This is a genomic window from uncultured Dialister sp., assembly GCF_900538805.1.
Taxonomy (GTDB): Bacteria; Bacillota; Negativicutes; order Veillonellales; family Dialisteraceae; genus Dialister.
This window is the reverse complement of the sequence record NZ_UPZP01000033.1, coordinates 1-22753: the sequence shown is the minus strand read 5'-3', so window position 1 is coordinate 22753 and position 22753 is coordinate 1. Positions and strand designations below refer to the sequence as shown.

Here is a 22753-nt window from a genome sequence, read left to right as displayed (position 1 = left end):
CAAAAGAGGAACTGCATGACTTTATAAAAAAAGAGCCAAAGGCATTACCTTGGTTCAAACCATGGTATGGAGCAAAGGAGTTTATTAATAGAAAACCACGATTCTGCTTATGGCTTGGGGATTGTCCTCCTAATATATTAAGGCATTTACCACTATGTCTAAAAAGAGTGGAGAACGTGCGAAAATTAAGACTTGCAAGTAAAAGCCCAGGAACTAGAAGACTGGCAGAAAAACCTACAAGGTTTCATGTTGAAAATATGCCCAAAGGGCATTATATAGTTATTCCTGAGGTGTCTTCTCAGAACCGTAGATATATTCCCATGGGTTATTTGGATGATTCATCTTTATGCAGTAATAAATTACGCATTATGGCTGGAGCTGATTTATATCATTTTGGCATTTTAGAATCAAATGTGCACATGGCTTGGACGAGGGTAGTCTGTGGAAGATTAAAGAGTGACTATGATTATTCAATTAAAATTGTTTACAATAATTTCCCTTGGCCAAATCCTACTCCTGCGCAAAAGGCCCGAATTGAAAAGTCCGCCCAGGGTATTCTGGACGCCCGTAAGTTATATCCGGACGCGTCTCTGGCAGACCTTTATGACCCGTTGGCCATGCCGCTGGAACTTCGCAGGGCCCATCAGGAAAACGACAAGGCTGTTATGGAGACCTATGGTTTTAACTGGCATACTATGACGGAGCCGGAGTGCGTGGCGGAGCTGATGAAAATGTACCAGAAACTGACAGAAGCAGAAGAGGGGAAAAGTAAAGCACCGGCACCGGAACCAAGAAACTAGAAGCAAGAACTATTAAGAATTTCCCGTACCGGTATGATTGTAAACAGATAATAAACCCGCAAATTGACAAAAGGACGGCCGCTGATTATTATATAAAAGGCAGTCCTTTTTTCATTGACGGAGAAAGGAATTGTCTGTTATCATAAAGTATCATTGTATTTTTATATTTCTTATCATAAAAAGAGGAAACATGGAGAAAGAAAGTATGAAGGATGGGAAAAAGGGTGGAGACATTCTTTTTGATATCCGTCATTTAAGCCATACCTTTGAGACGGAGGAGGGGAAGAAGTTTGATGCCCTGTCCGATGTGACCGCTTCCATCAGGAAGGGGTCCTTTACGGCCATCATCGGTACCAACGGCAGCGGAAAGTCTACGCTGGCCAGGCATCTGAATGCCCTGCTCATTCCTACGGACGGGGAAATCTATGTGGAGGGCATGAAGACTTCCGATTTTTCCCATATCTGGGATATCCGCCAGAAGGTGGGCATGGTGTTCCAGAATCCGGACAACCAGCTGGTGGCTGCCATTGTGGAGGAGGATGTGGCCTTCGGTCCTGAAAACCTGGGGATTCCGCCGGATGAAATCAGGAAGCGGGTGGACACGGCCCTGGAAAAGGTGGGCATGACGGCTTATCGCACCCATTCTCCTGCCATGCTTTCCGGCGGGCAGAAGCAGCGCGTCGCCATTGCAGGCATTCTGGCTATGCATCCGGACTGCATCGTGCTGGATGAACCGACGGCCATGCTTGACCCCCACGGCCGCAGGGAGGTCATGGACACGGTGCATGAGCTGAATGAAAAGGAAGGCATTACCATCGTGCTCATTACCCATTTCATGGAAGAGGCGGTGACCGCGGACCATGTGATGGTGATTGACAAGGGCCATCTGAAGATGGAAGGCACGGCCCGGGAGGTTTTCTCCCAGGCGGAGAAGCTGACGGCCCTGGGACTGGATGTGCCGGTGGCGGCGGACCTGGCCCATGGCCTTCGGAAGAAGGGCTTCAAGGTGCCGGAGGATTGTTTGACAGATGAGGAGCTGGGAGAAGCATTATGTCCATATGTGTCGAAAATGTAAGCTGTGTGTACAGCAAGGGTTCTCCCTTTGAAAAGGTGGCGCTGGAGGATATCAATCTCACCATCGAACCGGGAGAATTTATCGGAATCATCGGCCATACGGGCAGTGGCAAATCGACGCTCATCCAGCACCTGAACGGCCTCATCCATCCCACCTCCGGAAAGGTAACCATCGACGGCGTGGATTTGGCGGCTAAGACGAAGGAAGCGGTGGCGAAGCGCCATTCTGTGGGCATGGTTTTCCAGTACCCGGAGCACCAGCTTTTTGAAGAGACCGTGGCCAAGGATATTGCCTTCGGTCCGAAGAATCTGGGCTGCAATGAGGAGGAAACGGAAAAAAGGGTGAAGAGCGCCATGAAATTTGCGGGTCTTGACTATGACACCTTCGGCGGCCGTTCGCCTTTCCGTCTTTCCGGCGGCCAGCAGCGGCGCGTGGCCATTGCAGGGGTCATTGCCATGCATCCCGATTTCCTTATCCTTGATGAACCGTCTGCAGGCCTTGACCCCATCGGACGGCGGGAAATTTTCTCCCGCATCCAGAGCTGGTATAAAAAAGGTGTTTTCTCTGTTATCCTGGTGTCCCACAACATGGACGACATTGCCCGGCTGGCCACCCGCCTCCTGGTGATGCATAAGGGCCATCTGGTGATGGACGGAAAGCCTATGGATATTTTCCTTCATCACCGCAGGGAACTGCAGGAATGCGGCGTCGATGCACCGCCTCTGACACAGACCCTGCTGCATCTGAAGGAAAAGGGCATTCCGGTACCGGAGGATGCGAAGACCGTGGAAGAAGCGGTGGATAGAATGAGCAGAATGCTGGGAGGTGGCGCATCATGCTGACAGATATTACCCTTGGCCAGTATTATCCGGGAGATTCCTTCCTGCACCGCATGGACCCCAGGGCGAAGATTCTCTGCACCATGATTTTCATTGTGGCCATTTTCCTGGCCAATAATCTCTGGTCCTATATCCTGGTGGCAGGTTTTACGTTCCTTGCCATTGCCATGTCCGGCGTGCCGGTTTCCCTTATCTGGAAGGCCATCAAGCCCCTGTGGATTATCCTGGTGTTCACCATGGGCATCCATGTGCTCACAACGCCGGGGAATGAACTTTTCACCTGGAAATTCATCCATATCAGTGAGGAAGGCATTGTGAACGGCCTCATCATGACCCTTCGTCTGGTGTTCCTCATCGCCTTTTCCTCACTTCTTACCTATACCACCAGCCCCATTGTGCTCACCGACGGCATTGAAGCGCTGCTTATGCCCTTCAAGCGGTTCGGCGTACCGGCCCATGAGCTGGCCATGATGATGACCATTGCACTCCGTTTCATTCCCACCCTTCTGGAAGAAACGGACCGTATCATGAAGGCCCAGTCCTCCAGAGGCGCCGATTTTGTAAACGGCAATCTCTGGCAGCGGGCAAAGAACATGGTGCCCCTCCTGGTGCCCCTCTTCATTTCCGCCTTCCGGCGGGCCGATGACCTGGCTACCGCCATGGAAGCCAGATGCTACCGGGGCGGCGAGGGACGCACCAAAATGCACCAGCTGGCCTATACCTGGAGAGACAGGAATGCTTTCCTGGCGGTGGTGCTGATTACGGCAGCCCTCTTTGGTCTGTATATGTATTTCAAATAAAAGAAAGGAAGCCGGGGCCTCTGCCCCGGCTTTTAAAAGCTATGAAAAATATCTGGATTACCCTTTCCTACGAAGGAAGCGGCTACGGCGGATTCCAGCGGCAGGAGAACCGCATGACCGTGCAGGAAATGGTGGAGAACTGTCTCCGGAAACTGACCGGTGTGAAAACCACCCTTTACTTCGTAGCCCGCACTGACGCCGGAGTCCATGCTTATGGACAGGAATGCACCTTCTACACGGAATCCACCATTCCCGGGGACCGTTTCCTTTATGCCATGAATGCCTGCCTCCCCTATGACATCCGCATCACTGCCAGCCGGGAAGTGGATATGGATTTTTCCGTGAGGCGCAGAAACTATGGAAAAACCTATGGCTATCTTTTGACAGAGGAAAGGGAAACGTCCCCTTTCCTCAAACGATACATCTGGCGCACCGGAAAGAAGCTGGACCTGGCTCTCATGAAAAAGGCGGCCCGCGCACTGGAGGGGCGCCATGACTTTACCTCCTTCCGCGGAAATAATTCCGTCCCCTCTGACCCGGTGAGGAAAATCAATGAAATCCGTATCCAAAAGACGGGCTCCCTCTACCGCATCTACGTGACAGGAGAGGGGTTCCTCTACCACATGGTGCGGAATATTGCCGGTGCCCTGGTGGATGCAGGAAGCGGGAATCTTTCGGCAGAGGACATTGAAAATATTCTGGAAGCCCGGGACAGAAGGAAACTGGGCATCACAGCCCCGGCAGAGGGGCTCTGCCTCCTTCGGGTGTATTTCAATCCCATTACGAAAGAAGATATCGATGAGACCCTTCAAATGCCGCTTTATCCCTGGTGCGTTTGAAGGGGAGGGGAAAATCCGCTAATCCCTGGGCACCCTGTATTGAACACCGGCTGCTGAACGGTTCAATCATTCCAGTCCACTGTTCCAATCGGCAGGAGAATCATATATAATAGAGGAAAGAACCGATAGGTATGGTTGGATTTCAGGGGGCATGAACAATGGGAGCAGTGAAGAAGGAGCAGATAGAGAAGGCGGCGCGCCGTCTTTTCAAAGAGAAGGGATACCACGATACGTCCCTTCGGGACATCAGCCGCCAGGCGGGAGTGAGCGTATCGTCCATTTCCTATTATTTCGGCACGAAGGAAGATTTATACCATATCCTTTTCCCGGAGGAGGAAAAGGAGAAGGCACCGGACAAGAAGGAGCAGATTGAGAATGCGGCAATCCGCCTTTTTGCGCTGAAGGGCTATTCCGACGTGTCCATCCGGGATATCGGGAAGGAGGCGGGGGTGAACAGCGCCGCCATTTCCTACTACTTCGGTGGGAAAAAGGAGCTTTATGCCGCCATTCTGGAACGGGGGAGCGCCCTTCTGGTGGATTTCGTGGAAATGGCGGCGGACGGGACGAAGAAGCCCATGGAAATCATGGAGATGTATTCCCGCTTTTTCTTCCGCCTCATGAAGGAGCACCCCTATATCCTCCGTATTTTTTCCTGGGAAATGATTCATCCCACCGATGTGTTTGCGTCCATCGGAAAAGAAAGGTTTGCCATGGTGCTGGTGGTTCTCCGGGCGGCCCTGACGGAGGGCATGGAGGAGGGCACTTTCCGCAGCAACCTGAAGCCCACGGAGGTCTGCATTTCCTGGGCAGGCATGGTGGCCTACTATTACCTCATGAATGAAATCAAGAAACGGTTCGCCGTGAAGGAGGATATTTCCGAAGCTTCCTACATGGACCAGGCCTTCGATGTGCTGATGAACGGGATTAAGGAAAAGTCCTGATCTTTCATAAATTTCGTTTATGTATGGACTGCAGTATATGATTTATATCATGAATGCACAAATCTTATATACCGCAGATAATTAAAAACGAGCCGTATGTACGAAAAAGTATGGAAAATGCAAATTTCTGTCTTGATGTATAGGGAATCTGCGTATAAAATAAACGCAGTAGTTCTTTTCACCGGACCTTCCCCATGAAAGGGCGAGGCCCGGTGTTTTTGTCAGATTTGGGAGTTTCATATGGCAGAAAATAATCAGGAAATGCATGAGAACCTCGAAAGAGGACTGAAGAACCGGCACATCCAGCTGATCGGCCTTGGCGGAGCCATCGGCGTAGGACTGTTCCTCGGATCCGCTACAGCTATCGAACTGGCAGGGCCTTCGGTGCTTTTGACCTACATCATCGGCGGCGTTGCGATTTATTTCATCATGCGGGCCCTTGGCGAATTGTCCGTGGCCTACCCCGTATCCGGCGCCTTCAGCGCCCACGCCGCCCGTTTTCTGGGACCGAAGTGGGGCTATCTCACCGGCTGGACCTATTGGTATATGTGGATGGTTACCTGTATGGCGGAGCTCACGGCAGTGGGGATTTACATGAATTTCTGGTACCCCGACCTGCCCCAGTGGGTGTCGGCGCTCTGTGCCCTCATCCTGATGACGGTGGTCAATTTCATCGCCGTTTCTGCTTACGGTGAGTTTGAATTCTGGTTTGCATTAATCAAAATCTGCACCATCATCTTCATGATTATCGGCGGTGCAGGAATGATTCTCTTCGGTATCGGTAACGGCTGGGAACCGGTGGGGATTACGAACCTCTGGACCCACGGCGGATTCTTCCCCAACGGCATCGGCGGCACCCTCATGGCTCTTGTCATGGTCATGTATTCCTACCTGGGCATTGAAATCATCGGCGTCACCGCCGGTGAAGCCCATGACCCGAAATCCACCATCAAGAAAGCCATTGATGAAGTGTTCTGGCGTATCCTGATTTTCTATGTACTTTCCCTCGGCGTCATCATGGCCATCTATCCCTGGGATGAAATCGGCCACCTGGGCAGTCCCTTCGTTATCACCTTTGAAAAACTGGGCATTGCCGGCGCCGCAGACATTATCAATATTGTCGTCATTACGGCGGTGCTGTCCTCCTGCAACAGCGGTATCTTCAGCTCCGGCCGTATGCTCTACAACCTGTCCCTCCAGGGAAATGCACCATCCTGCTTCCAGCGGCTGAACCGCCACCGCCTGCCCTGGATCGGCATTCTCTTCTCCGCAGCGGTGCTGCTTGCTTCGGTGCTCATGAACTACATCATGCCGGCACAGGTCTTTGTGTATGTCACCAGCGTAGGCTCCTTCGGCGCCCTCTTCACCTGGTTCGTCATCCTTAGGACCCAGCAGAAATTCCGCGCATCCCTGTCTCCTGAAGAAAAGAAGCTTCTCACCTACAAAATGCCCTTTGCTCCTTGGTCCGGCTACCTCACCATGCTCTTCCTTCTGGGCGTGGTCATTGCCTCTGCTTTCCGCGACGATACCCGGGTAGCCCTCTATGTTACTCCCGTATGGTTTGCCATCCTTCTCATCGGCTACCATTTCATTGAAAAGAACAAGGAAAAACACGAAAGGAAATCCGGCGGTTTCAAGGAAGAACCGGAAGTTTCCGAAAACCTGGCGCCCACGCCTTCTGTGGAAGCCAGAATGAAATAAGAACATATGAAAAGGGACTGTGAAAAATGGCAATCATTTCTTCGCAGTCTCTTTTTTGATGCATTCCTATATCCGTGGGGCTTGAAATGATGGTAAGCTGCCTGCCGCTCTGTCATTTCGAGCGGAGCTGCACGTGGATATGGGGATAGATTTTTTGGCTCTGTTGTGGCTCTGAGTCGAGAAATTTCCTGCCGCAAAGGGGCGCAAACCATTTTTTGACGTATTCCTATATCCGTGGGGGTTGAAATGATGGTAAGCTTTCTGCCGCTCTGTCATTTCGAGCGGAGCTGCACGTGGATATGGGGATAGATGTTTTGGGTTCTGTTGTGGCTCTGAGTCGAGAAATCTCCTGCCGCAAAGGGGCGCAAACCATTTTTTGACGTATTCCTATATCCGTGGGGGTTGAAATGATGGAAAGCTGCCTGCCGCTCTGTCATTTCGAGCGGAGCTGCACGTGGATATGGGGATAGATGTTTTGGGATTCTGTTGTGGCTCTGAGTCGAGAAATCTCCTGCCACAAAGGGGTGTGCATTACCGGGGAGTGAGATTTCCAGACTCCTCTTCCCTATGGTCGTGAAACTATTTCATCATTCCGGCGCGGCTCTCCGCTCGAAATGACAGTGAGGAGGCTGATTATCCGGCAGAGTTCATAGGATGGACAATTCTGCCAATTATCAATGGCTATTTCCGGCAGGCATTAAACTTATGCATAAATTAGTTATCGAAAAAATCGATTTATATTGGAAAGTATAATCCTGTTCTGCTATAATAGAACAGTAGTCAATTTCATAGGAGGCAAAACAGGCGAAAGCCTGCGACGCAAAACTAAAGGGCCTTTCACATGGCAGCCAGCTGCACCGTTAACGAATCCAGATAAGAGCGCAGCACTGCTGCGCCTTTATTTTGCCTTTTTGCCGCGAAAATAGAGGTTTTAAGTAAGAATGGAAGCTTTTTGATGGAAGAATTTACCTTTAAGCCCGATTTGGACATGAATGTACCGGTGGCCTATGCAGTTTATAAGATCATTTTAGACAAGGACGGCAGGCCTGTGGATACCTTATACGTATACTCCAATAAGGCCTATTGCGAAATGGTGGGAAGGACGAAGGAGGAGCTCATCGGCCATACTTTCCGGTCCGTGTATGACAATGCCGATGAAAAATGGTTTGATTACTGCTATGAGGCCGCCGTTAACGGAAAACGGATACGGGACCGCATGTACAGCCGGGAAGTGGGACAGTGGCTGGAATTTGAAGTGGAACCGGCAGGAGAGGGACTGGCGGCCTTCATTTTCCTCAACGTGGATATGGACCATATGGAAAGGATGAACCTGCTTCAGTCCAGCAACACCGATGATATCATCATCCGGCTTGCGAAAATCATGGACGGCGGGGAAAGCTATGAAAAGGCGGTGAACCACATGCTTTCCGAACTGGGAAGCATCATCCATCCCGACCGCCTCTACGTGCTGGAGACCGACGGAAAGACGGTGAGCAATACCTTTGAATGGTGCCGGGAAGGGGTAAAGCCGGAAATCCATACGCTTCAGAATCTGCCCTATGACGAATACATTGGCGGCTGGGAAAAATTCCTGATTAACAATACTAGTGTGGTGCTGGAGGATATTGAGGTTTTAAAGGAAGATGACCCCGTGGACTATGAGAACCTGAAAAGGCAGGGGATCCGCAGCATTCTGGACACTCCCATTTACGACGGCGGAAAGCTCATCGGCTACATCGGTGCCGATAATTATGAAATCAGCGATGCCGTGAATACCCAGAAGATTCTGGAAACCGTTTCCTATTTTCTGGGGGCCCGCATGGTAAACCAGCGGCTTTTAGAAAAGCTGGACTACATGAGCCTCCGGGATATGCTCACCGGTGTGAGGAACAGGAACAGTCTCATGGAAGAGCTGGATAAAATGGAGAAGCAGCCTCTTCCGGCGGGCATCGTTTTTGGCGACGTGAACGGTCTCAAAAAGGCTAACGATGAACTGGGCCATGTGGCAGGAGACAGGCTTCTTCGGCAGACGGCAAAAGCCATGAAGGAATTCTGGGGCGACGATGCGGTGTATCGCGCCGGCGGCGATGAATTCGTGGCCCTGGCACCGAATATATGCGAATGTTCCTTTTACAGGAAGTTCCAGGAATTCCGGAACATCATGAAGGAAAGACAGAACATTTCCGTGGCCTTTGGTGCCGAATGGGCACCTGCGGGAAAAGAAATTTCCGCCGCCATGAGCCGGGCCGACAGGAAAATGTATGAAGATAAGAAAAAACATTATCTTCGTATGGCGGAAAAACGGGTCTGAAAAGGCGCTTCCTTAACGGCAGGTATTGGGATTCTTTGCTGTGCTCATAATGATGGGTGGTGGTATGCTTCCCTGACCAACTATCCCACCAGCCCATTCATTTCCCCTTGACAAGGACGGGTTCATTGGCTACAATGGACTCATATTACAAAGTGCTGATGGAAAAAAGTACTCATTTCAGAAGTCCTGCAGAGAGCCGGCATAGGGTGGGAACCGGCGGCGGAGGAATGGGGAAGTTCTTTCCTGAACTGCGCGGCTGAAATAGGAGTAGGCTGCGACGTGTGCCTCCGTTACAGGGCGTAGAGTTGATCTGATGAAGATAATTTGGGTGGTACCACGGATAATCCGTCCCTTGGGTACCACCCTTTTGTGTTTTATTCAGGTAAACAGGGTGGTACCGCGATGTGTCCCGTCGTCCCTTGCTTAGCAATAGGCAGGGGACTTTTATTTTCATAAAAAATAAAGAAAGTATGGGAGGATGGAAGATGAACAGGAAGAAAATAGCAGGTGCAGCGCTCCTGGCGGCAGCGCTCCTTCTGGGAGGCGCCGGAAGTGTTTGGGCGGCGCACCTGGAGGATATTGCAGCCCGGGGCACCTTGAAAGTAGGCACCACTGGCGATTATCGGCCCATGTCCTATAAGGACGCTGATGGAAAGTATGAGGGCTTTGATACAGAACTGGCAGAAAAGCTGGCGGATTCCCTTCATGTGAAGGTGGAATACGTGCCTACCACTTGGAAGACACTCTCCGCCGATGCGGCGGCAGGAAAGTTTGACCTGGCCCTCTGCGGCATTACAAGGACCTTCGACAGGGAAAGGACCCTGGCCATGTCGGACGGCTACCTTCTCTTCGGCAAGACCATTCTCTGCCGGAAGGGGGAGGAAGGAAAGTACAAATCCCTCAAAGACCTGGACCGGCCGGAGGTGAAGGTCATGGTGAATCCCGGCGGAACGAATGAGAAATTTGCAAAGTCCCGCCTGCCCCACGCCACTTTAATCATTCATGAGAAGAATGCGGAAATCCCTTCCCTCATCGCAGAAGGAAAGGCGGATATCATGATTACGGAAACCATGGAAGCCCGCCGGTATGTGCGCATGAATGAAAAGCTGGCGGCGCCGCTGGTGGACAAGCCCTTTACCAGGAGCCGCTTCGGCGCCCTCATGGCAAAGGGAGACCAGGATTTCCTGAATTATGTGAATTTCTTCCTGGCGGAAATGGAAACCGATGGGACCATGGATGCACTGGAAGATACATACATTAAATAAAAATCAGGCAGTATAGGAATTTGGGAGGAAATACAAATGAAGACATGGATGAAAATGAGTATGGCAGCAGTTTTGGCAGCAGCAGCACTGGTTTATGGCGGATGCGGCAATAGTCAGTCCCAGGGAGGCGCAGGCTCTGCTTCCGGAAAGCCCATTATCGGCGTAGTGCAGATTGTGCAGCATGGTTCCCTTGACCAGGCCAATAAGGGCTTCGTAGACGGCTTGAAGGAAAGGGGATACGGTGAGGATAAAGTCACCTTTGACCAGCAGAATGCCCAGGGTGACCAGTCCAACCTGAAGACCATCGCGTCCCGTTTCAAATCGGAAAATCCGAAGCTCATCTGTGCCATCGCCACCCCGGCGGCCCAGGCAGTGGCCAATGAAATCAAGGACATCCCCATCGTAGGCACCGCCATTACGGACTACACCACCGCCAAGCTGGTGAAGAATGATGAAAAGCCCGGCGGCAACGTCACCGGCGTCAGCGACCTGGCGTCCATCGATGCCCAGATGGACCTGGGAAGAGCCCTGGTGCCCAATGCGAAGACCGTAGGCCTCATTTACTCCTCCAGCGAAGTGAACAGTGAAGTCCAGGCCAACATGATGAAGGACTACTGCAAGAGAAACAACCTGGCCGTGGAAGAACGGACTGTGAACAGCGTGAACGACATCCAGCAGGTGGCCGAATCCCTGGCAGGCAAAGTAGATTTCATCTATGTACCCACCGACAATACCCTGGCCTCCTCCATCCCCACCCTCATGAAGGTCACCGATGCCAATAAGATTCCGGTCATCGTAGGGGCTGACATTATGGCCAAAGACGGCGCCCTGGCCGCCCTCTCCGTGGACTACTACAAGCTGGGCGTCCAGACCGGACACATGGCCGCCGACATCCTGGACGGCAAGATTAAGCCGGAAACCGCAGCCATCCAGCACCAGAAGGAATACACCATCGTCATCAACAAGAAGGACGCAGAAATTCTGGGCATCAAAATCCCCGATGAAATCGCAAAGAAAGCACAGATGGTATAAGGGAGAAGAGCCCTGCGTAATTTCCCTCCCACCGGGCACTGTCATTCCGGGGGCCAGCGAAGAATCTTTGTACACCGGGCCGTGGGGACAAAAGCAGTAAACACCGGTGCGGGGGAAGGAAATCGATGATGTAAATAAGCCGTGAAAAATGACTGAACATTTTTCACGGCTTTTCTGTTTTCTTTATTTATCCCGGAGACTTTCGAAATGGCACAAATGCTGTTTCGCACCGTTGTCATTTCGAGCGGAAGATAGAAACGGAATGATGCGGGCGGTTCATGGAGATAGTGAAGAGGGGGAGAAATTTTCTGTACCCATTGCGGCGTGCACCATTTGGGCGTGAGATTTCTCCACTCCCCTTCGCTGCGGTCAAAATGACAGCAGGGCGGGGGCATCGTTGTGATTGGGGGGAAATCCCATATCCCTTCTTTGACTTCTCCATGGATTCACCTTGTTTAACCTGATTCTGCAAGAAGTCTCCCCCCTCTTTAGACGGTGAGATGAATTGCAGGTTTTTCTGAGGGCTCGATGCCATCAGAAAAACAATGTCTTCACAAGTTGATTTGCAGTATAATCAGTAGTAAGGGTGAACGGATTTGGAAAGTCAAGGCAGGTGATGATAGTGAATAAGGCATACCGATACAGAATCTATCCGACAACGGCACAGAAAATGATGTTTGCCAAGACCTTTGGGTGTGTCCGATTCATCTACAACAAGATGCTGAGTGACCGCATTGACTATTATAAGGAAACAGGCCAAAAGCTGAATAACACGCCTGCGCAGTACAAGGAAGAATTCCCTTGGCTAAAGGAAGTAGATAGTTTAGCCCTTGCCAATGCCCAAATGAACCTGAATAAGGCCTACAGCCACTTTTGGAATGACAGACGGCATTTCGGCAAGCCGCGCTTCAAGTCCAAGAAGAATAGTCGTGCTTCGTATTCCACGAATAACCAGAAAGGCTCCGTCCGAATCAAGGACCATAAGGTGAAACTGCCGAAAGTTGGCTGGGTGAAATTATGCCAGCATCGTCCCTTGCCGGAGAACAGTATCATAAAAACCGTAACCATCAGCAAGACGCCATCAGGAAAGTACTATATCAGTATGCTGGTGGAGTATGAAAACCAAGTACTCCCTGTCATACCGAAGACCTTCCTGGGGCTGGATTTTGCGATGCACGGTTTGTATGTGGCTTCCGATGAGGAGAATGCTGAGTATCCCGATTTCCTGCGAAAGGCAGAGAAGAGATTGGCTAAGGCACAGCGGAAGCTATCCCAAAAGCAGAAAGGAAGTCACAACAGAGAAAAACAAAGACTGCGTGTAGCTATTCTCCATGAGAAAGTGGCCAATCAACGGCGGGATTTCCTGCATAAGAAGGCCCGCTACCTTGCAGACCGCTATGATGCCATTGGAATTGAGGATATTAGCGTAAAAGCGATGGCCAAGCGGAAAAAGGGTGGCAAGTTCAGCTTTGGCAAATCCGTAGCTGATAATGGTTGGAATATGTTCACGAACATGCTGGAATATAAGCTGGCTTGGCAAGGCAAAAAGCTTATCAAGATAGACAAGTGGTATCCAAGCAGCCAGCTGTGCCATGTTTGCGGATATCAGAACCACAAAACCAGGGACTTATCTGTACGAGAATGGGATTGCCCTAAATGTGGCAGTCATCATGACCGCGATAAGAACGCCGCCATAAATATCCGAGAAGAAGCCAGGCGGATATTTGCCTGACGTAATCCATAAAATACCGTGGGGCGCACGGAAATCTACGCCTGTGGAGAGTGTGTAAGCCGCCGCAACTCTTTGGAGTCCGTGGTGCTGTTCTCGTTGAAGCAGGAAGCTCCCACCTCTATAGGCGGGAATACGTTCACAATCCATTTTTACTGTTTTTTCTCCCAAATAACTGTGATATAATAATCTCTAGGTATATCCATTTTCCCTACATACGGTGGATATGCGAAAAACACTAGCAAAGAAGGCGGGGCTATGTCAGAAATCAAAGAAAGATTAGCCCATGTAATGGACCGGATAGAATCGGCCAGGAAGCGTTCTCCCTATGGGCAGGAAGTGACCCTGGTGGCGGTGACGAAGTTCCATCCTCTGGAGGATATGGAAGAAGCCATTCATCTGGGAGTGACCCAGGTGGGAGAAAACCGGGTCCAGGAAATGGAAGAGAAGTTCAAGGCCTTGAAACTTCCGGTGGTTTGGAATCTGCAGGGACATTTACAGAAGAATAAAGTGAAAAAGGCAGTGGCCATGGCGGACCTCATCCAGTCAGCCGATTCCCTTGATATCATGAAGGAAATCGACCGGCGGGCCGGGGAAATCGGCAAGGTGCAGGATGTACTCCTGGAATTCAATATTTCCGGTGAAGAATCGAAGTATGGCCTTTCGCCGGATGATATGAAGGACGCTGTGGAAACAGCCAAAGCCCTTTCCCATATCCGGGTGAAGGGGCTCATGTGCATGGCGCCGGCCTATGAGGATGTGGAAAAGACCCGTCCCGTATTCCGCAAAGCCCACAGCATGTGGAATGACATGAAAAAAGAATTTCCCGAAGGGCAGATTTCTATCCTGTCCATGGGAATGACCCATGATTTTGAAATTGCTATTGAAGAAGGAGCCAATATGGTGCGCATAGGCACAGCCATTTTTGGCGAAAGACACTACCATTGAGAGGAGAAAAAAATGAGTCTGCTTGATAAATTTAAGGACCAGTTTGTAGACAGGGATGAGGATGAAAGGGAAGAGGAAATGGAGGAGGAAGCGCCGGCAAGCCCTTCCGCTCCCGTGCCGCCCCGTCCGTCCGCCGTTTCCCCGGTAAGAGGTATCGGCCGCACCGCCCAGCCGCGGCAGGCTGCCAAACCCTATACCATGGTGGTGGTGAATCCCAAGAGCTACGGCGATGCTGAAAAAATCGGCGATCATCTGAAGGCCATGCGCCCGGTGGTGATGAATATGGAAAAAACCGACGCCGATGAAGCACAGCGGATTGTGGATTTCGTACAGGGCATCATGTATGCACTGGACGGCCGCATCGACCAGATTTCCGAAAACATTTATCTCTGCGCGCCGAATAACATGAGCGTATCCCGTGAAAATTTCGCTGCCTATCAGGATCAGCAGCAGGCACCGGCAGCACCGCAGTGGAACGCCCAGACACCTCAGGGACCTGAGGCTCCAGAGGGCTGATGTCTTTTCTTTCCAAGGGAGTGAGCTGGCTGAAAAACCAGTTTGAAGAAACTCCCGAAGAAGAGAGCTATGAGGAATCGGAACGGGAAGAGGGGGAAGATATTCCGGCGGCAGGCGCGCTGCCGGCCAGGAGCATCCGTCCCCAGGAAGTGGATATCCTCGTTCCCGGCTCCTACGGTGATGCCCGCCATGCTGTGGATGCCCTGGCAAGGGGCATGACGGTCATGGTTGTTCTGAATGATAATGTGGATGATGAAGTGGCCAGCCGCTTTGTGGATTTCATGAGCGGCGCCGTCTACATGGCCCATGGAGATGTGATGCTCCTCAATGATGACGTGCTCATCTGCGTTCCGTCTACGGTGGATCTTCATGAAGACCGGCTGGCATTTGTTTCAGGCATTCCGACCTGGAAAGGACCGTAGAAATGAAGAAGATTCTGATTTTCGGCTGCGGCGCTATGGGAGGGGCCATCCTCTCCGGCTGCCTGGCCAAAGGGCTGTGGTCAAAAGATGAAATATATGTGAAAGAGCATTCCGAAGAAGCATCCCGGGAAAAGGCTGCCCGCTATGGCGTCCATCCTTCCATGGACGGCAGTGAAGCGAAGGAAGCGGACCTGGTGATTCTGGCGGTAAAGCCCAATGTGGTGCCGGGAGTGCTTCAGGAAATATCCCGGTATCATCCATCCCGGGTTCTTTCTATTGCAGCGGCGGTGACTCTCTCCTCCCTGGAAGGCGCCCTTCCGGAAGGGACGGAGGTCATCCGCGTCATGCCCAATACCCCTGCTTCCGTAGGGGAAGGCATGGCAGCCATTGCACCGGGAAAGAAGGCGTCTCCCGATTTCATCAAAGAAGCGGAGGATATTTTCTCTGCCCTGGGAAAGGAAGCGGTGGTGACGGAGCGGCAGCTTGACGAGCTGGGCGCCCTTTCCGGCGCCGGTCCGGGATATGCCTTTGTGATCATTGACGCCCTGGCCGATGCGGGGGTGCTCATCGGTCTTCCCCGGAAACTGGCCATCGAAGCGGCGGCGCAGACACTCTACGGCGCTGCGAAAATGGTGCTGGAAACAGGAAAGCATCCGGCAGAACTCAGGGACCAGGTGACAAGCCCCGGCGGCACCACCATTGCAGGCATCCATGCCATGGAAAGGGACGGCATCCGCGCTGCCCTCATGGACGGAGTGAAGGCCTGCCTTGAGAAATCAGACGCCATGGCAGGTAAATAAAGAGTACAGAGAGGCAGGAGAAAGGGAAAAATTTCTGTTTCTCCTGCTTCCTTATGCATAGGAAGAGGATGGAATGAAGGATAGAGAAAAGATACTTCGTTATTTTGCGGCCTCCGGAGAAGAATCGAAGGACATGGCCATGCGGCTTCTGGACCTGGCGGATTCGGTGGATCGGGGACGGCCCTTTGCAGTAGGCCCTTTCATGGCTCCCTTTGCGCGGCAGATCGGCCAGACCATTGCAGCCCACATGAAGACGGTGAAATCCATGGCTGACGGCGGCTACCATGAAGCGGAAAGGGTGCGCATTGCCTTTTCCCGGGAAGACTACGAGGGACCGGTGGACTTCGGAGAGAGCCTGCTTTCCGTCACCTGGGACGGAAGGTACCGCCTCATCGGCCATCGGGATGTTCTGGGCTCCCTCATGGGCCTTGGCATTGACCGCTCCGTTCTGGGGGATATCCTCATGCAGGGCGCCGGCTGCCAGGTGGTAGTGGACAGCACCATGAAGGACTGGCTCATGGATAACTTTAAAAAAGTGGCCATGGTGCCGGTGAAGGTGGAGGAAATTCCGCTCTCTGAAATAGAGCCGCCGAAACAGACGGCTAAGGAAGTGAGGGCCACCGTGGCGTCCCTCCGGCTTGACGCCGTAGGCGCCGCAGGCTTTGGCATTTCCCGTTCCAAAATGGTGCAGGCCGTGGAGGATGAACGGACAGAAGTGAACTGGCAGCCCGCCAAAAGCGCCTCCCAAACCGTAAAGGCCGGCGACATCATCAGCATTCGCGGGAGAGGACGCATAGAAATCAAGGAAGAAACAGGCATGAGCCGGAAAGGACGGACCGGCCTCCTGATATACAGGTATAAATGAGATAGTGGCTGGCGGCTAGTTTCTAGTTTCTGGTGTATGAAGTATCTTTAGTTCAAATGAGTTCAAGGCTTCGAGTGAACGAGAATCTGGAAACCGGTAACAAGCCCCCCTCATATAGTTATATTCAGACATTCCAAAGGAGACATACACATGATTACACCAATGGATATACACAATAAGACATTTTCCCGCCAGATTCGCGGCTATGCACAGGACGAAGTGAATACATTCCTGGAAGAGCTGGCCAAGGATTATGAACGGATTTACCGGGAACACCGGGAAATGGAAGAGGAAATGGATACCATCCGGACGAAGCTCCGTAACTATGAAAAGATGGAAGCCACCATGTCCAACACCCTGGTTATGGCCCAGGAAACTGCAGACAACGTGAAGAAGAATGCCCACAAGGAAGCGGAGCTCTCCATTCGGGAAGCCCAGAACGAAGCCCACAAAATCGTGGCTGACGCTGAAGCGGCCCGTCGCAAGATGAATGCGGACCTTCTGAAAACGGAAGGGGACATGAACCTGTACATTGAAAAGCTCCTTTCCAATTTCAAATCCGCCCTGTCCCTCATCGAATCGGCCAAGGCAGTCCAGGCTCCCCAGCCCGTAGAAGACGGCACCGCTAAACCGGCTCCTGCTGCACCGGCAGCTGAGGAAGCGCCGGCTGCTGAGGAAGCACCGGCTCCGGCCGAAGAAGCTCCGGCAGAGGAGACAGCTGCTCCTGCAGCAGAAGCACCGGCCGGCGGCAACCTTTTTGATGAGGCCGCTGCCACCGCCAGGGGCAGCGAAGAAGCACCGGCTGCAGAAGAGGGCGCCTCTGAAGAAAATAAGGAATAATCCTATGGAAGAGAAGAAATACGTCACCGAGTGGGCCAATGAAAATCTGGGCCTCACTTTGAAGATTACAAATATGGTGCACGAGGAACAGACGCCATTCCAGCATATCCAAATCGCCGATACCCTGGAATACGGCAGGCTCCTCATCCTGGACGGTGTATTCCAGACATCCGTGAAGGATGAATGGACTTACCATGAAATGATTTCCCACGTGCCCCTTATGCTGCATCCCCATCCGGAAAGGGTGCTCATCATCGGCGGCGGCGACGGCGGCGTGGCCAGGGAAGTATGCCGCCACGACTGCGTCACCCATGTGGATCTCTGCGACATTGACGGACGGGTCATTGAACTTTCCAAAGAGTATTTCCCCACCATTTCCACGGTTCTTAGGGACCCTCCGGAAAAGCTCCACATCCATGTGGGAGACGGCATTGCCTTTGCCAAAAAGGTGAAGGACTACTACGACGTCATCATCATCGACTGCTCCGACCCCATCGGGCCGGGAGAAGGCCTCTTCACCAGGGACTTCTACCGGAGCGCCTTTGCGGCTCTTCGGAAGGATGGCCTCATCGTGCAGCAGACCGAATCCCCCATCGTGCAGCAGCATACGGTGCACGATGTGTTCGAAGCCATGAATGATGTGTTCCCTATCGTGCGCATGTACTATTCCCATGTGCCCATCTATCCGGCATGCATGCATTCCTTCATGCTGGCCTCCAAGGTCTATGATCCTTTGACCGCAGAGCCCCGGGAGAACGTACCGGAACCTATGAAATACTACAACCGCCGCATCCAGAAGAGCTGCTTCGTTCTGCCAAATTTCATCAAAGATCTTCTGTACAAAGGACAGAAATCCTTCTGAAAAGGAAATCGGAGGAGCAGGAGCGAGTCTTTTCAAATCTTTCCATTTCTTTCAGAGAAAAACATTGGAAAAGCACTGGTTTTATAAAAAAATCGGTGCTTTTTTTGATAGAAAATACAATAAAGACGATACCTTTATGGTCAGACCAGTCCCTGCATTGTATAAAAATTCTTATGGAAGCAAACTCTATGAAAGAATCGGTGCTTTCTTGGAGCATCATTACGGCAATGCATTTCTGCAGGGTGAACAATCGGTGAAATTTCAGAGTACTGTTTTATCCTTCCTCATGCCGTCTGCGGGCGCTTCTTTTCTGCCATGACCTATAAAGTCTGATTTAATCACAGTATTGACAGGATACGGAAAAAGGATTATACTGAAAGCACGATGGAAAACGTTCTAAAATGAACAGATTCAGGAACTCGCCCTGGCTCGGAAAGCACTGATTCCGCACATCAGCTGCCTCTCTCATGCCTCGCCTGAAGGTTGTTCCTTCATTTTATGTGCATAAGGAGCTTTCAAATGAACCAGTCACCAGTCATGGCAGAAAGAATGAGACAGACAAAAAACAGGATTCTTGAGACAGCCAAGGAAATTTTCCTTGAGCAGGGCTACAAGCGGACCACCATCCGGCAGATTGTGGAGCGCTCCGGCATTACCTCCGGCAGTATTTACAATATCTTTTCCAGTAAGGAAGAAATATTCAGCGCCCTGGTGGATGATCTCATGCAGAACTGCATCGACATGGTGCAGAAGGAAAGCAGCGGCGAATCCCCGCTGTACCGCTATGCGGCGGTGCTCATGGTGGAAATGGAAGCCATCGCCCGGGATGAAAGGGTGAGGGAACTTTATCAGGAGGCCTATACATCTCCGGTGATGTTTGAAGAAGTGGTGCAGCGCCACCTTCGTCTGGAAAGTGAAATCTTCGGCGAAGATTACGTCCGCCTCTTCAAGGGTGACCAGCTCATGATCCGGAACCTCATGGTGAAGGGAGCCATGGGAGCCTTCATCGACTCCTTCTATTTCGGACACCAGCCCAATGAGGAGGATGCAAGGACCATGCTTCTCTCCCTGACCCTGCGGGTGCTGGGCAGCAAGAAGAAGGATATCATCCCTCTTATGAAGCAGCTGGAAGAGCAAAGGAATGTATGGATTCGTTTATCCAAAGATGTATTGAAATAATTTTTGAAAATGATGGTAAAAGCCGGCTCGGTCTTCTCCATGGGGACATGCGCCGGCTTTTGGTCATCGAAAATCAGGCACATAAAAACAGGGCGGCAGTGGGATTCACTGCCGCCCTGTTTTTATGTAAAGGCATTTTATGCTTCTGCAGTTTCGTTGGAATGGTTCAGCACCTGACCGGCCAGATCAAGCCAGAGATTTTCGTTTTCTTCCATGTACTGGATGAGACGGTTCGATTCCCTTGTTTCCAGTCCCATGTTACGAAGGATGCAGAACATCACCTTGCGGCGGATTTCTGCAAAATCCAGCTTCTGGGAGAAGTCGAAGGAAATGACATAGGAAGAAACGGCACCTTCGGAAAGAAGGATGGCGGTGGAGAGACGGGCATTCCGCGGATGTCTCCTGCCTGCCCAGACTTCTTCGGCCAGGGCGGAATGGCGCTTAATCACCGTTTCCATAAGGAAGGGAGACGTATGGAATGCACACATCAATTCCCGGACCACCGGGTTCTTTTCCGTGATGTAGAGCTCCATGGCCAGAAGGCCTACCATGCGGTTCTCCGCCGGCTGGTCTGCCAGGACCTTGTCAATCCTTGCTTTGGCATCAGTCAGGAATTCGTCCACCAGAGCGGAAAACAGGTGCTCCTTATCTTCAAAAATGTTGTAAATACTGCCGGATGTAATTCCGGACTCCTGCACAATCTGTCTGATTGTTGTTGTTTTGTACCCCTGGGTCAGAAACAGTTTCTCCGCAGTTCTGAGAATCTGGTTCCGGATGCCCTTCATGTGGACTGCCCTTTTTTCGGACATAGTAATTTATACCTCACTTTTCCCCTAAACAAAATACGTATACACATGCATAATACATACCTAAAATGCCCCTGACTTAATTTATTATAAAAGGTATTCCACCCAATTGTCAAACAAAAAAATGATTTAAAGATGGAGAAGATGGCAGGAAAAGAGAAGAAAATGCCGCAGCAGCAGTGAGAATGCAGGTTTTGTAAGAAAAAACAATTTTTATGTATTTCCGGCTCATCTCCTTTTTATAAGGGTTTCATATGATTTAAAAGAAAGTTAGCCAACTAAATTGGAAAAAGTTGTTCGGAATTAGTATACATTTGTTATGCACTAAATAAATCAGTATATACCCATGTGGAAGAACAAAGGGCATTGCGGCATCCGCAGGCGCCTTCCCGGGGAATTGGTGTTTCTCTGTTTTTGGGCAATAGGAAAGGCGCAGGACTTAGGGGGATCCTGCGCCTTCATCTTCTCTTCCCGTCGGCAGGAACCGGAATCGTTCCAGAAATGAGGGTACATTTCAGGAAGGAGGGAACCGGTCCTCTTTGGGGCAGACCGGCGGGGAGAGAATTACCTTGGAATGTGGGAAACATTCCCGTCCTAAAAGTCCCCATAGGGCCGTTTAGAACGCATTTAATTATAATGCCCATATGGTGTAAAAGTCAATACCGATTTGTAAAAATAATGAAATATTTTGCAAAACAGACTTTAAGACCTGAAAATAGAAGGGAAAAGAGGGACAGGGCCGTGATAAGAGACAATTTCTGCCATGGAGGGCAGGAGGAATTCTTCTCCGGAGAAGAAACAGGGCTCTAACATATCCCTTGGCGCTGATTTCAAAAAGAAATTGCTGCCCCTGTGAATCCGGAGACCCTTCGGAAATTCAAGAATGTACTATAAGCAGTACCTGTCATTAACCATAGATAAGACGCATGAAAGAAAAGAGAAATCATCAGGACCGGTATTTCCGGGACGCACCGTAGGCGGCAAGGCCCAGGGCGGCGGCAGAGAGGGCAGCGGCGGTGAGCTTTCCGTAGGGGATGGAGGAAAGTTTCAATTTCTTCCTGGCCGCATCCAGCGGTGTCACCGGTTTTTCGGAAGAAACCGCCAGGGCCCCCAGACGGGAGCGGATGGTCACGTCCCGGAAACCGGCATCCTCCAGAAACTCCTTCAAATCATTCCTGCTGTATACCTTCATGCCGGGAATGAGTTTCTCGTACACCTGGTGCAGAGGACTTCCGCCTTTGGACTGGAGAAGGAGGAAGGTCCCGCCGGGCTTCAGCACCCGGAACACTTCCTTCAGGCAGGCAGCGGGATCTTTCCAGAAATAGAAGGTTTCCTCCGCCAGGATGAAATCAAATTTGTTTCCGTTAAAGGGGAGCACATCCGCCGCCCCCTCATACACGGAGATGTGCCCCTCCCGAATGGCCTCTTCATTGAGACGGTAGGAAAAATCCACTGCCCGGAAGGAAGAATCGATGCCCGACACATGGCCCTTCGGTGCCTTCTCCAAAAGGCGCTGCAGATTCTTCCCGCCGCCGCAGCCGATATCCAGGATTTCCGCGTCCTCCGGAAGGGACACCGTCGACAGCCCCCAGAGAGAGAGGGGCGTATTCCACAGGTTCATGGCAGAGAGCAGGTATCCCTCCGCCTTTGGACCGGTGTGGAAAGGAAACGGTTTCTTCAGTAATGCTTTCATAGTGACAGCCTCCTTTATCCAGTTTTACTTACTTATATTATAGCTGAAAATCTTGGAGGGAGTAAGGTGGGCGGAGAGAGATTTGTGGGGACTTGGGACTGGGAGGGAGAATTGTAAATTGTAAATGGTAAATGGTAAATGGAGGAGGGCGCCACCATAAACCTCGCGCCACAGGCGCCGTCAAACCAATACCCTCCGGTCAAAGGCCGGTCAATCTTAAGAACCTCTCCTTTGACTCTTCTGAACCCCCTGAACCTTCTTCCAAGAACTGACGCTCCTATCTTCCGTCGCCTGACGGCGCCTTTTCCACTTCGGTTGTAGACTCAGAAAATTGCAAAAAATAACAGTAAGCTGTTCTCCGTATTGTCATCTCGAGCGGAGCTGCATGTCGATATGAGAGTAAAGGTATTTGGCTCTATTGAGACTCTGAGTCGAGAGATCTCCGCCCCAATGCGGCTTGTGCCATTGGGAGAGGGAGATTTCTCCACTC

Annotated in this window: 23 protein-coding genes, 1 riboswitch and 1 other annotated feature; of the genes, 21 read left to right on the top strand and 2 right to left on the bottom strand. The window is 51.3% G+C overall.

Features of this window, described 5'->3' with window-relative positions; all coding sequences use genetic code 11:
• The 20 genes from QZQ29_RS04715 to QZQ29_RS04620 all read left to right on the top strand — a co-directional run.
• Positions 1–800, top strand: an 800-nt coding sequence (locus QZQ29_RS04715) for a type IIL restriction-modification enzyme MmeI (RefSeq protein WP_366663865.1), incomplete at its 5' end; no start/stop codon positions are given.
• Between the two features lie 190 nt (positions 801–990).
• Entirely contained in the window at positions 991–1875 is an 885-nt protein-coding gene (locus QZQ29_RS04710) for an energy-coupling factor transporter ATPase (protein WP_296960379.1), read from the top strand.
• Positions 1851–2717 carry an energy-coupling factor transporter ATPase gene (locus tag QZQ29_RS04705; protein ID WP_296960376.1) on the top strand — a complete coding sequence of 289 codons (867 nt, stop codon included), beginning with the start codon at positions 1851–1853 and terminating at the stop codon, positions 2715–2717. The genes QZQ29_RS04710 and QZQ29_RS04705 overlap by 25 nt, the downstream gene beginning before the upstream one ends.
• A complete protein-coding gene (locus tag QZQ29_RS04700; protein ID WP_296960372.1) occupies positions 2711–3514 on the top strand; it encodes an energy-coupling factor transporter transmembrane protein EcfT in 804 nt (267 codons plus the stop codon). The genes QZQ29_RS04705 and QZQ29_RS04700 overlap by 7 nt, the downstream gene beginning before the upstream one ends.
• A gap of 41 nt (positions 3515–3555) precedes the next feature.
• A complete protein-coding gene (gene truA / locus QZQ29_RS04695) occupies positions 3556–4353 on the top strand; it encodes a tRNA pseudouridine(38-40) synthase TruA (RefSeq protein WP_296960368.1) in 798 nt (265 codons plus the stop codon).
• A gap of 158 nt (positions 4354–4511) precedes the next feature.
• Positions 4512–5294, top strand: coding sequence for a TetR family transcriptional regulator (locus QZQ29_RS04690; protein WP_296960365.1), 783 nt, complete (start codon positions 4512–4514; stop codon positions 5292–5294).
• A gap of 240 nt (positions 5295–5534) precedes the next feature.
• Positions 5535–6995: an amino acid permease gene (locus QZQ29_RS04685; protein ID WP_296960360.1), complete on the top strand. Its 1461-nt coding sequence runs from the start codon at positions 5535–5537 to the stop codon at positions 6993–6995.
• Positions 6996–7779: 784 nt separating this feature from the next.
• Positions 7780–7855: riboswitch (cyclic di-GMP riboswitch) on the top strand.
• Positions 7856–7950: 95 nt separating this feature from the next.
• Positions 7951–9306, top strand: a complete 1356-nt coding sequence (locus tag QZQ29_RS04680) for a diguanylate cyclase (protein WP_296960384.1) — start codon at positions 7951–7953, stop codon at positions 9304–9306.
• A gap of 146 nt (positions 9307–9452) precedes the next feature.
• Positions 9453–9662, top strand: a binding site (T-box leader).
• Positions 9663–9791: 129 nt separating this feature from the next.
• The gene (locus QZQ29_RS04675; RefSeq protein ID WP_296960357.1) at positions 9792–10571 is read left to right on the top strand and encodes a transporter substrate-binding domain-containing protein; all 780 of its coding nucleotides are present in this window, start codon (positions 9792–9794) and stop codon (positions 10569–10571) included.
• 36 nt (positions 10572–10607) lie between these two features.
• Positions 10608–11603, top strand: coding sequence for an ABC transporter substrate-binding protein (locus QZQ29_RS04670; RefSeq protein ID WP_296960354.1), 996 nt, complete (start codon positions 10608–10610; stop codon positions 11601–11603).
• 616 nt (positions 11604–12219) lie between these two features.
• A complete protein-coding gene (locus QZQ29_RS04665) occupies positions 12220–13335 on the top strand; it encodes an RNA-guided endonuclease TnpB family protein (RefSeq protein WP_296960381.1) in 1116 nt (371 codons plus the stop codon).
• A 255-nt stretch (positions 13336–13590) separates the two neighbouring features.
• Positions 13591–14280: a YggS family pyridoxal phosphate-dependent enzyme gene (locus tag QZQ29_RS04660; RefSeq protein WP_296960351.1), complete on the top strand. Its 690-nt coding sequence runs from the start codon at positions 13591–13593 to the stop codon at positions 14278–14280.
• Between the two features lie 12 nt (positions 14281–14292).
• Complete coding sequence (locus tag QZQ29_RS04655; RefSeq protein WP_296960348.1) at positions 14293–14796, top strand: cell division protein SepF; 504 nt, start codon at positions 14293–14295, stop codon at positions 14794–14796.
• Entirely contained in the window at positions 14796–15218 is a 423-nt protein-coding gene (locus QZQ29_RS04650; protein WP_296960345.1) for a cell division protein SepF, read from the top strand. Before QZQ29_RS04655 ends, QZQ29_RS04650 begins: the two co-directional genes overlap by 1 nt.
• A 2-nt stretch (positions 15219–15220) precedes the next feature.
• Positions 15221–16018, top strand: a complete 798-nt coding sequence (gene proC / locus QZQ29_RS04645; protein WP_296960342.1) for a pyrroline-5-carboxylate reductase — start codon at positions 15221–15223, stop codon at positions 16016–16018.
• Positions 16019–16091: 73 nt separating this feature from the next.
• Positions 16092–16883, top strand: a complete 792-nt coding sequence (locus tag QZQ29_RS04640) for a YlmH/Sll1252 family protein (protein ID WP_296960339.1) — start codon at positions 16092–16094, stop codon at positions 16881–16883.
• Between the two features lie 150 nt (positions 16884–17033).
• Positions 17034–17723 carry a DivIVA domain-containing protein gene (locus tag QZQ29_RS04635; RefSeq protein ID WP_296960337.1) on the top strand — a complete coding sequence of 230 codons (690 nt, stop codon included), beginning with the start codon at positions 17034–17036 and terminating at the stop codon, positions 17721–17723.
• A gap of 4 nt (positions 17724–17727) precedes the next feature.
• Positions 17728–18585: a polyamine aminopropyltransferase gene (gene speE, locus QZQ29_RS04630; protein WP_296960335.1), complete on the top strand. Its 858-nt coding sequence runs from the start codon at positions 17728–17730 to the stop codon at positions 18583–18585.
• A 64-nt stretch (positions 18586–18649) separates the two neighbouring features.
• Positions 18650–18904, top strand: a complete 255-nt coding sequence (locus QZQ29_RS04625) for a hypothetical protein (protein ID WP_296960332.1) — start codon at positions 18650–18652, stop codon at positions 18902–18904.
• Positions 18905–19104: 200 nt separating this feature from the next.
• The gene (locus QZQ29_RS04620; RefSeq protein ID WP_296960330.1) at positions 19105–19764 is read left to right on the top strand and encodes a TetR/AcrR family transcriptional regulator; all 660 of its coding nucleotides are present in this window, start codon (positions 19105–19107) and stop codon (positions 19762–19764) included.
• A 137-nt stretch (positions 19765–19901) separates the two neighbouring features.
• Here QZQ29_RS04620 and QZQ29_RS04615 read toward each other — a convergent pair whose 3' ends face one another.
• Complete coding sequence (locus tag QZQ29_RS04615; protein WP_296960327.1) at positions 19902–20573, bottom strand: TetR/AcrR family transcriptional regulator; 672 nt, start codon at positions 20571–20573, stop codon at positions 19902–19904.
• Positions 20574–20984: 411 nt separating this feature from the next.
• Here QZQ29_RS04615 and QZQ29_RS04610 point away from each other — a divergent pair, with 411 nt between their 5' ends.
• Entirely contained in the window at positions 20985–21380 is a 396-nt protein-coding gene (locus tag QZQ29_RS04610) for a hypothetical protein (RefSeq protein ID WP_296960323.1), read from the top strand.
• Between the two features lie 136 nt (positions 21381–21516).
• On the opposite strand, the gene QZQ29_RS04605 is transcribed toward QZQ29_RS04610, so the two are convergent.
• Positions 21517–22263 carry a class I SAM-dependent methyltransferase gene (locus tag QZQ29_RS04605; RefSeq protein WP_296960321.1) on the bottom strand — a complete coding sequence of 249 codons (747 nt, stop codon included), beginning with the start codon at positions 22261–22263 and terminating at the stop codon, positions 21517–21519.
• Positions 22264–22753: the final 490 nt, after the last annotated feature.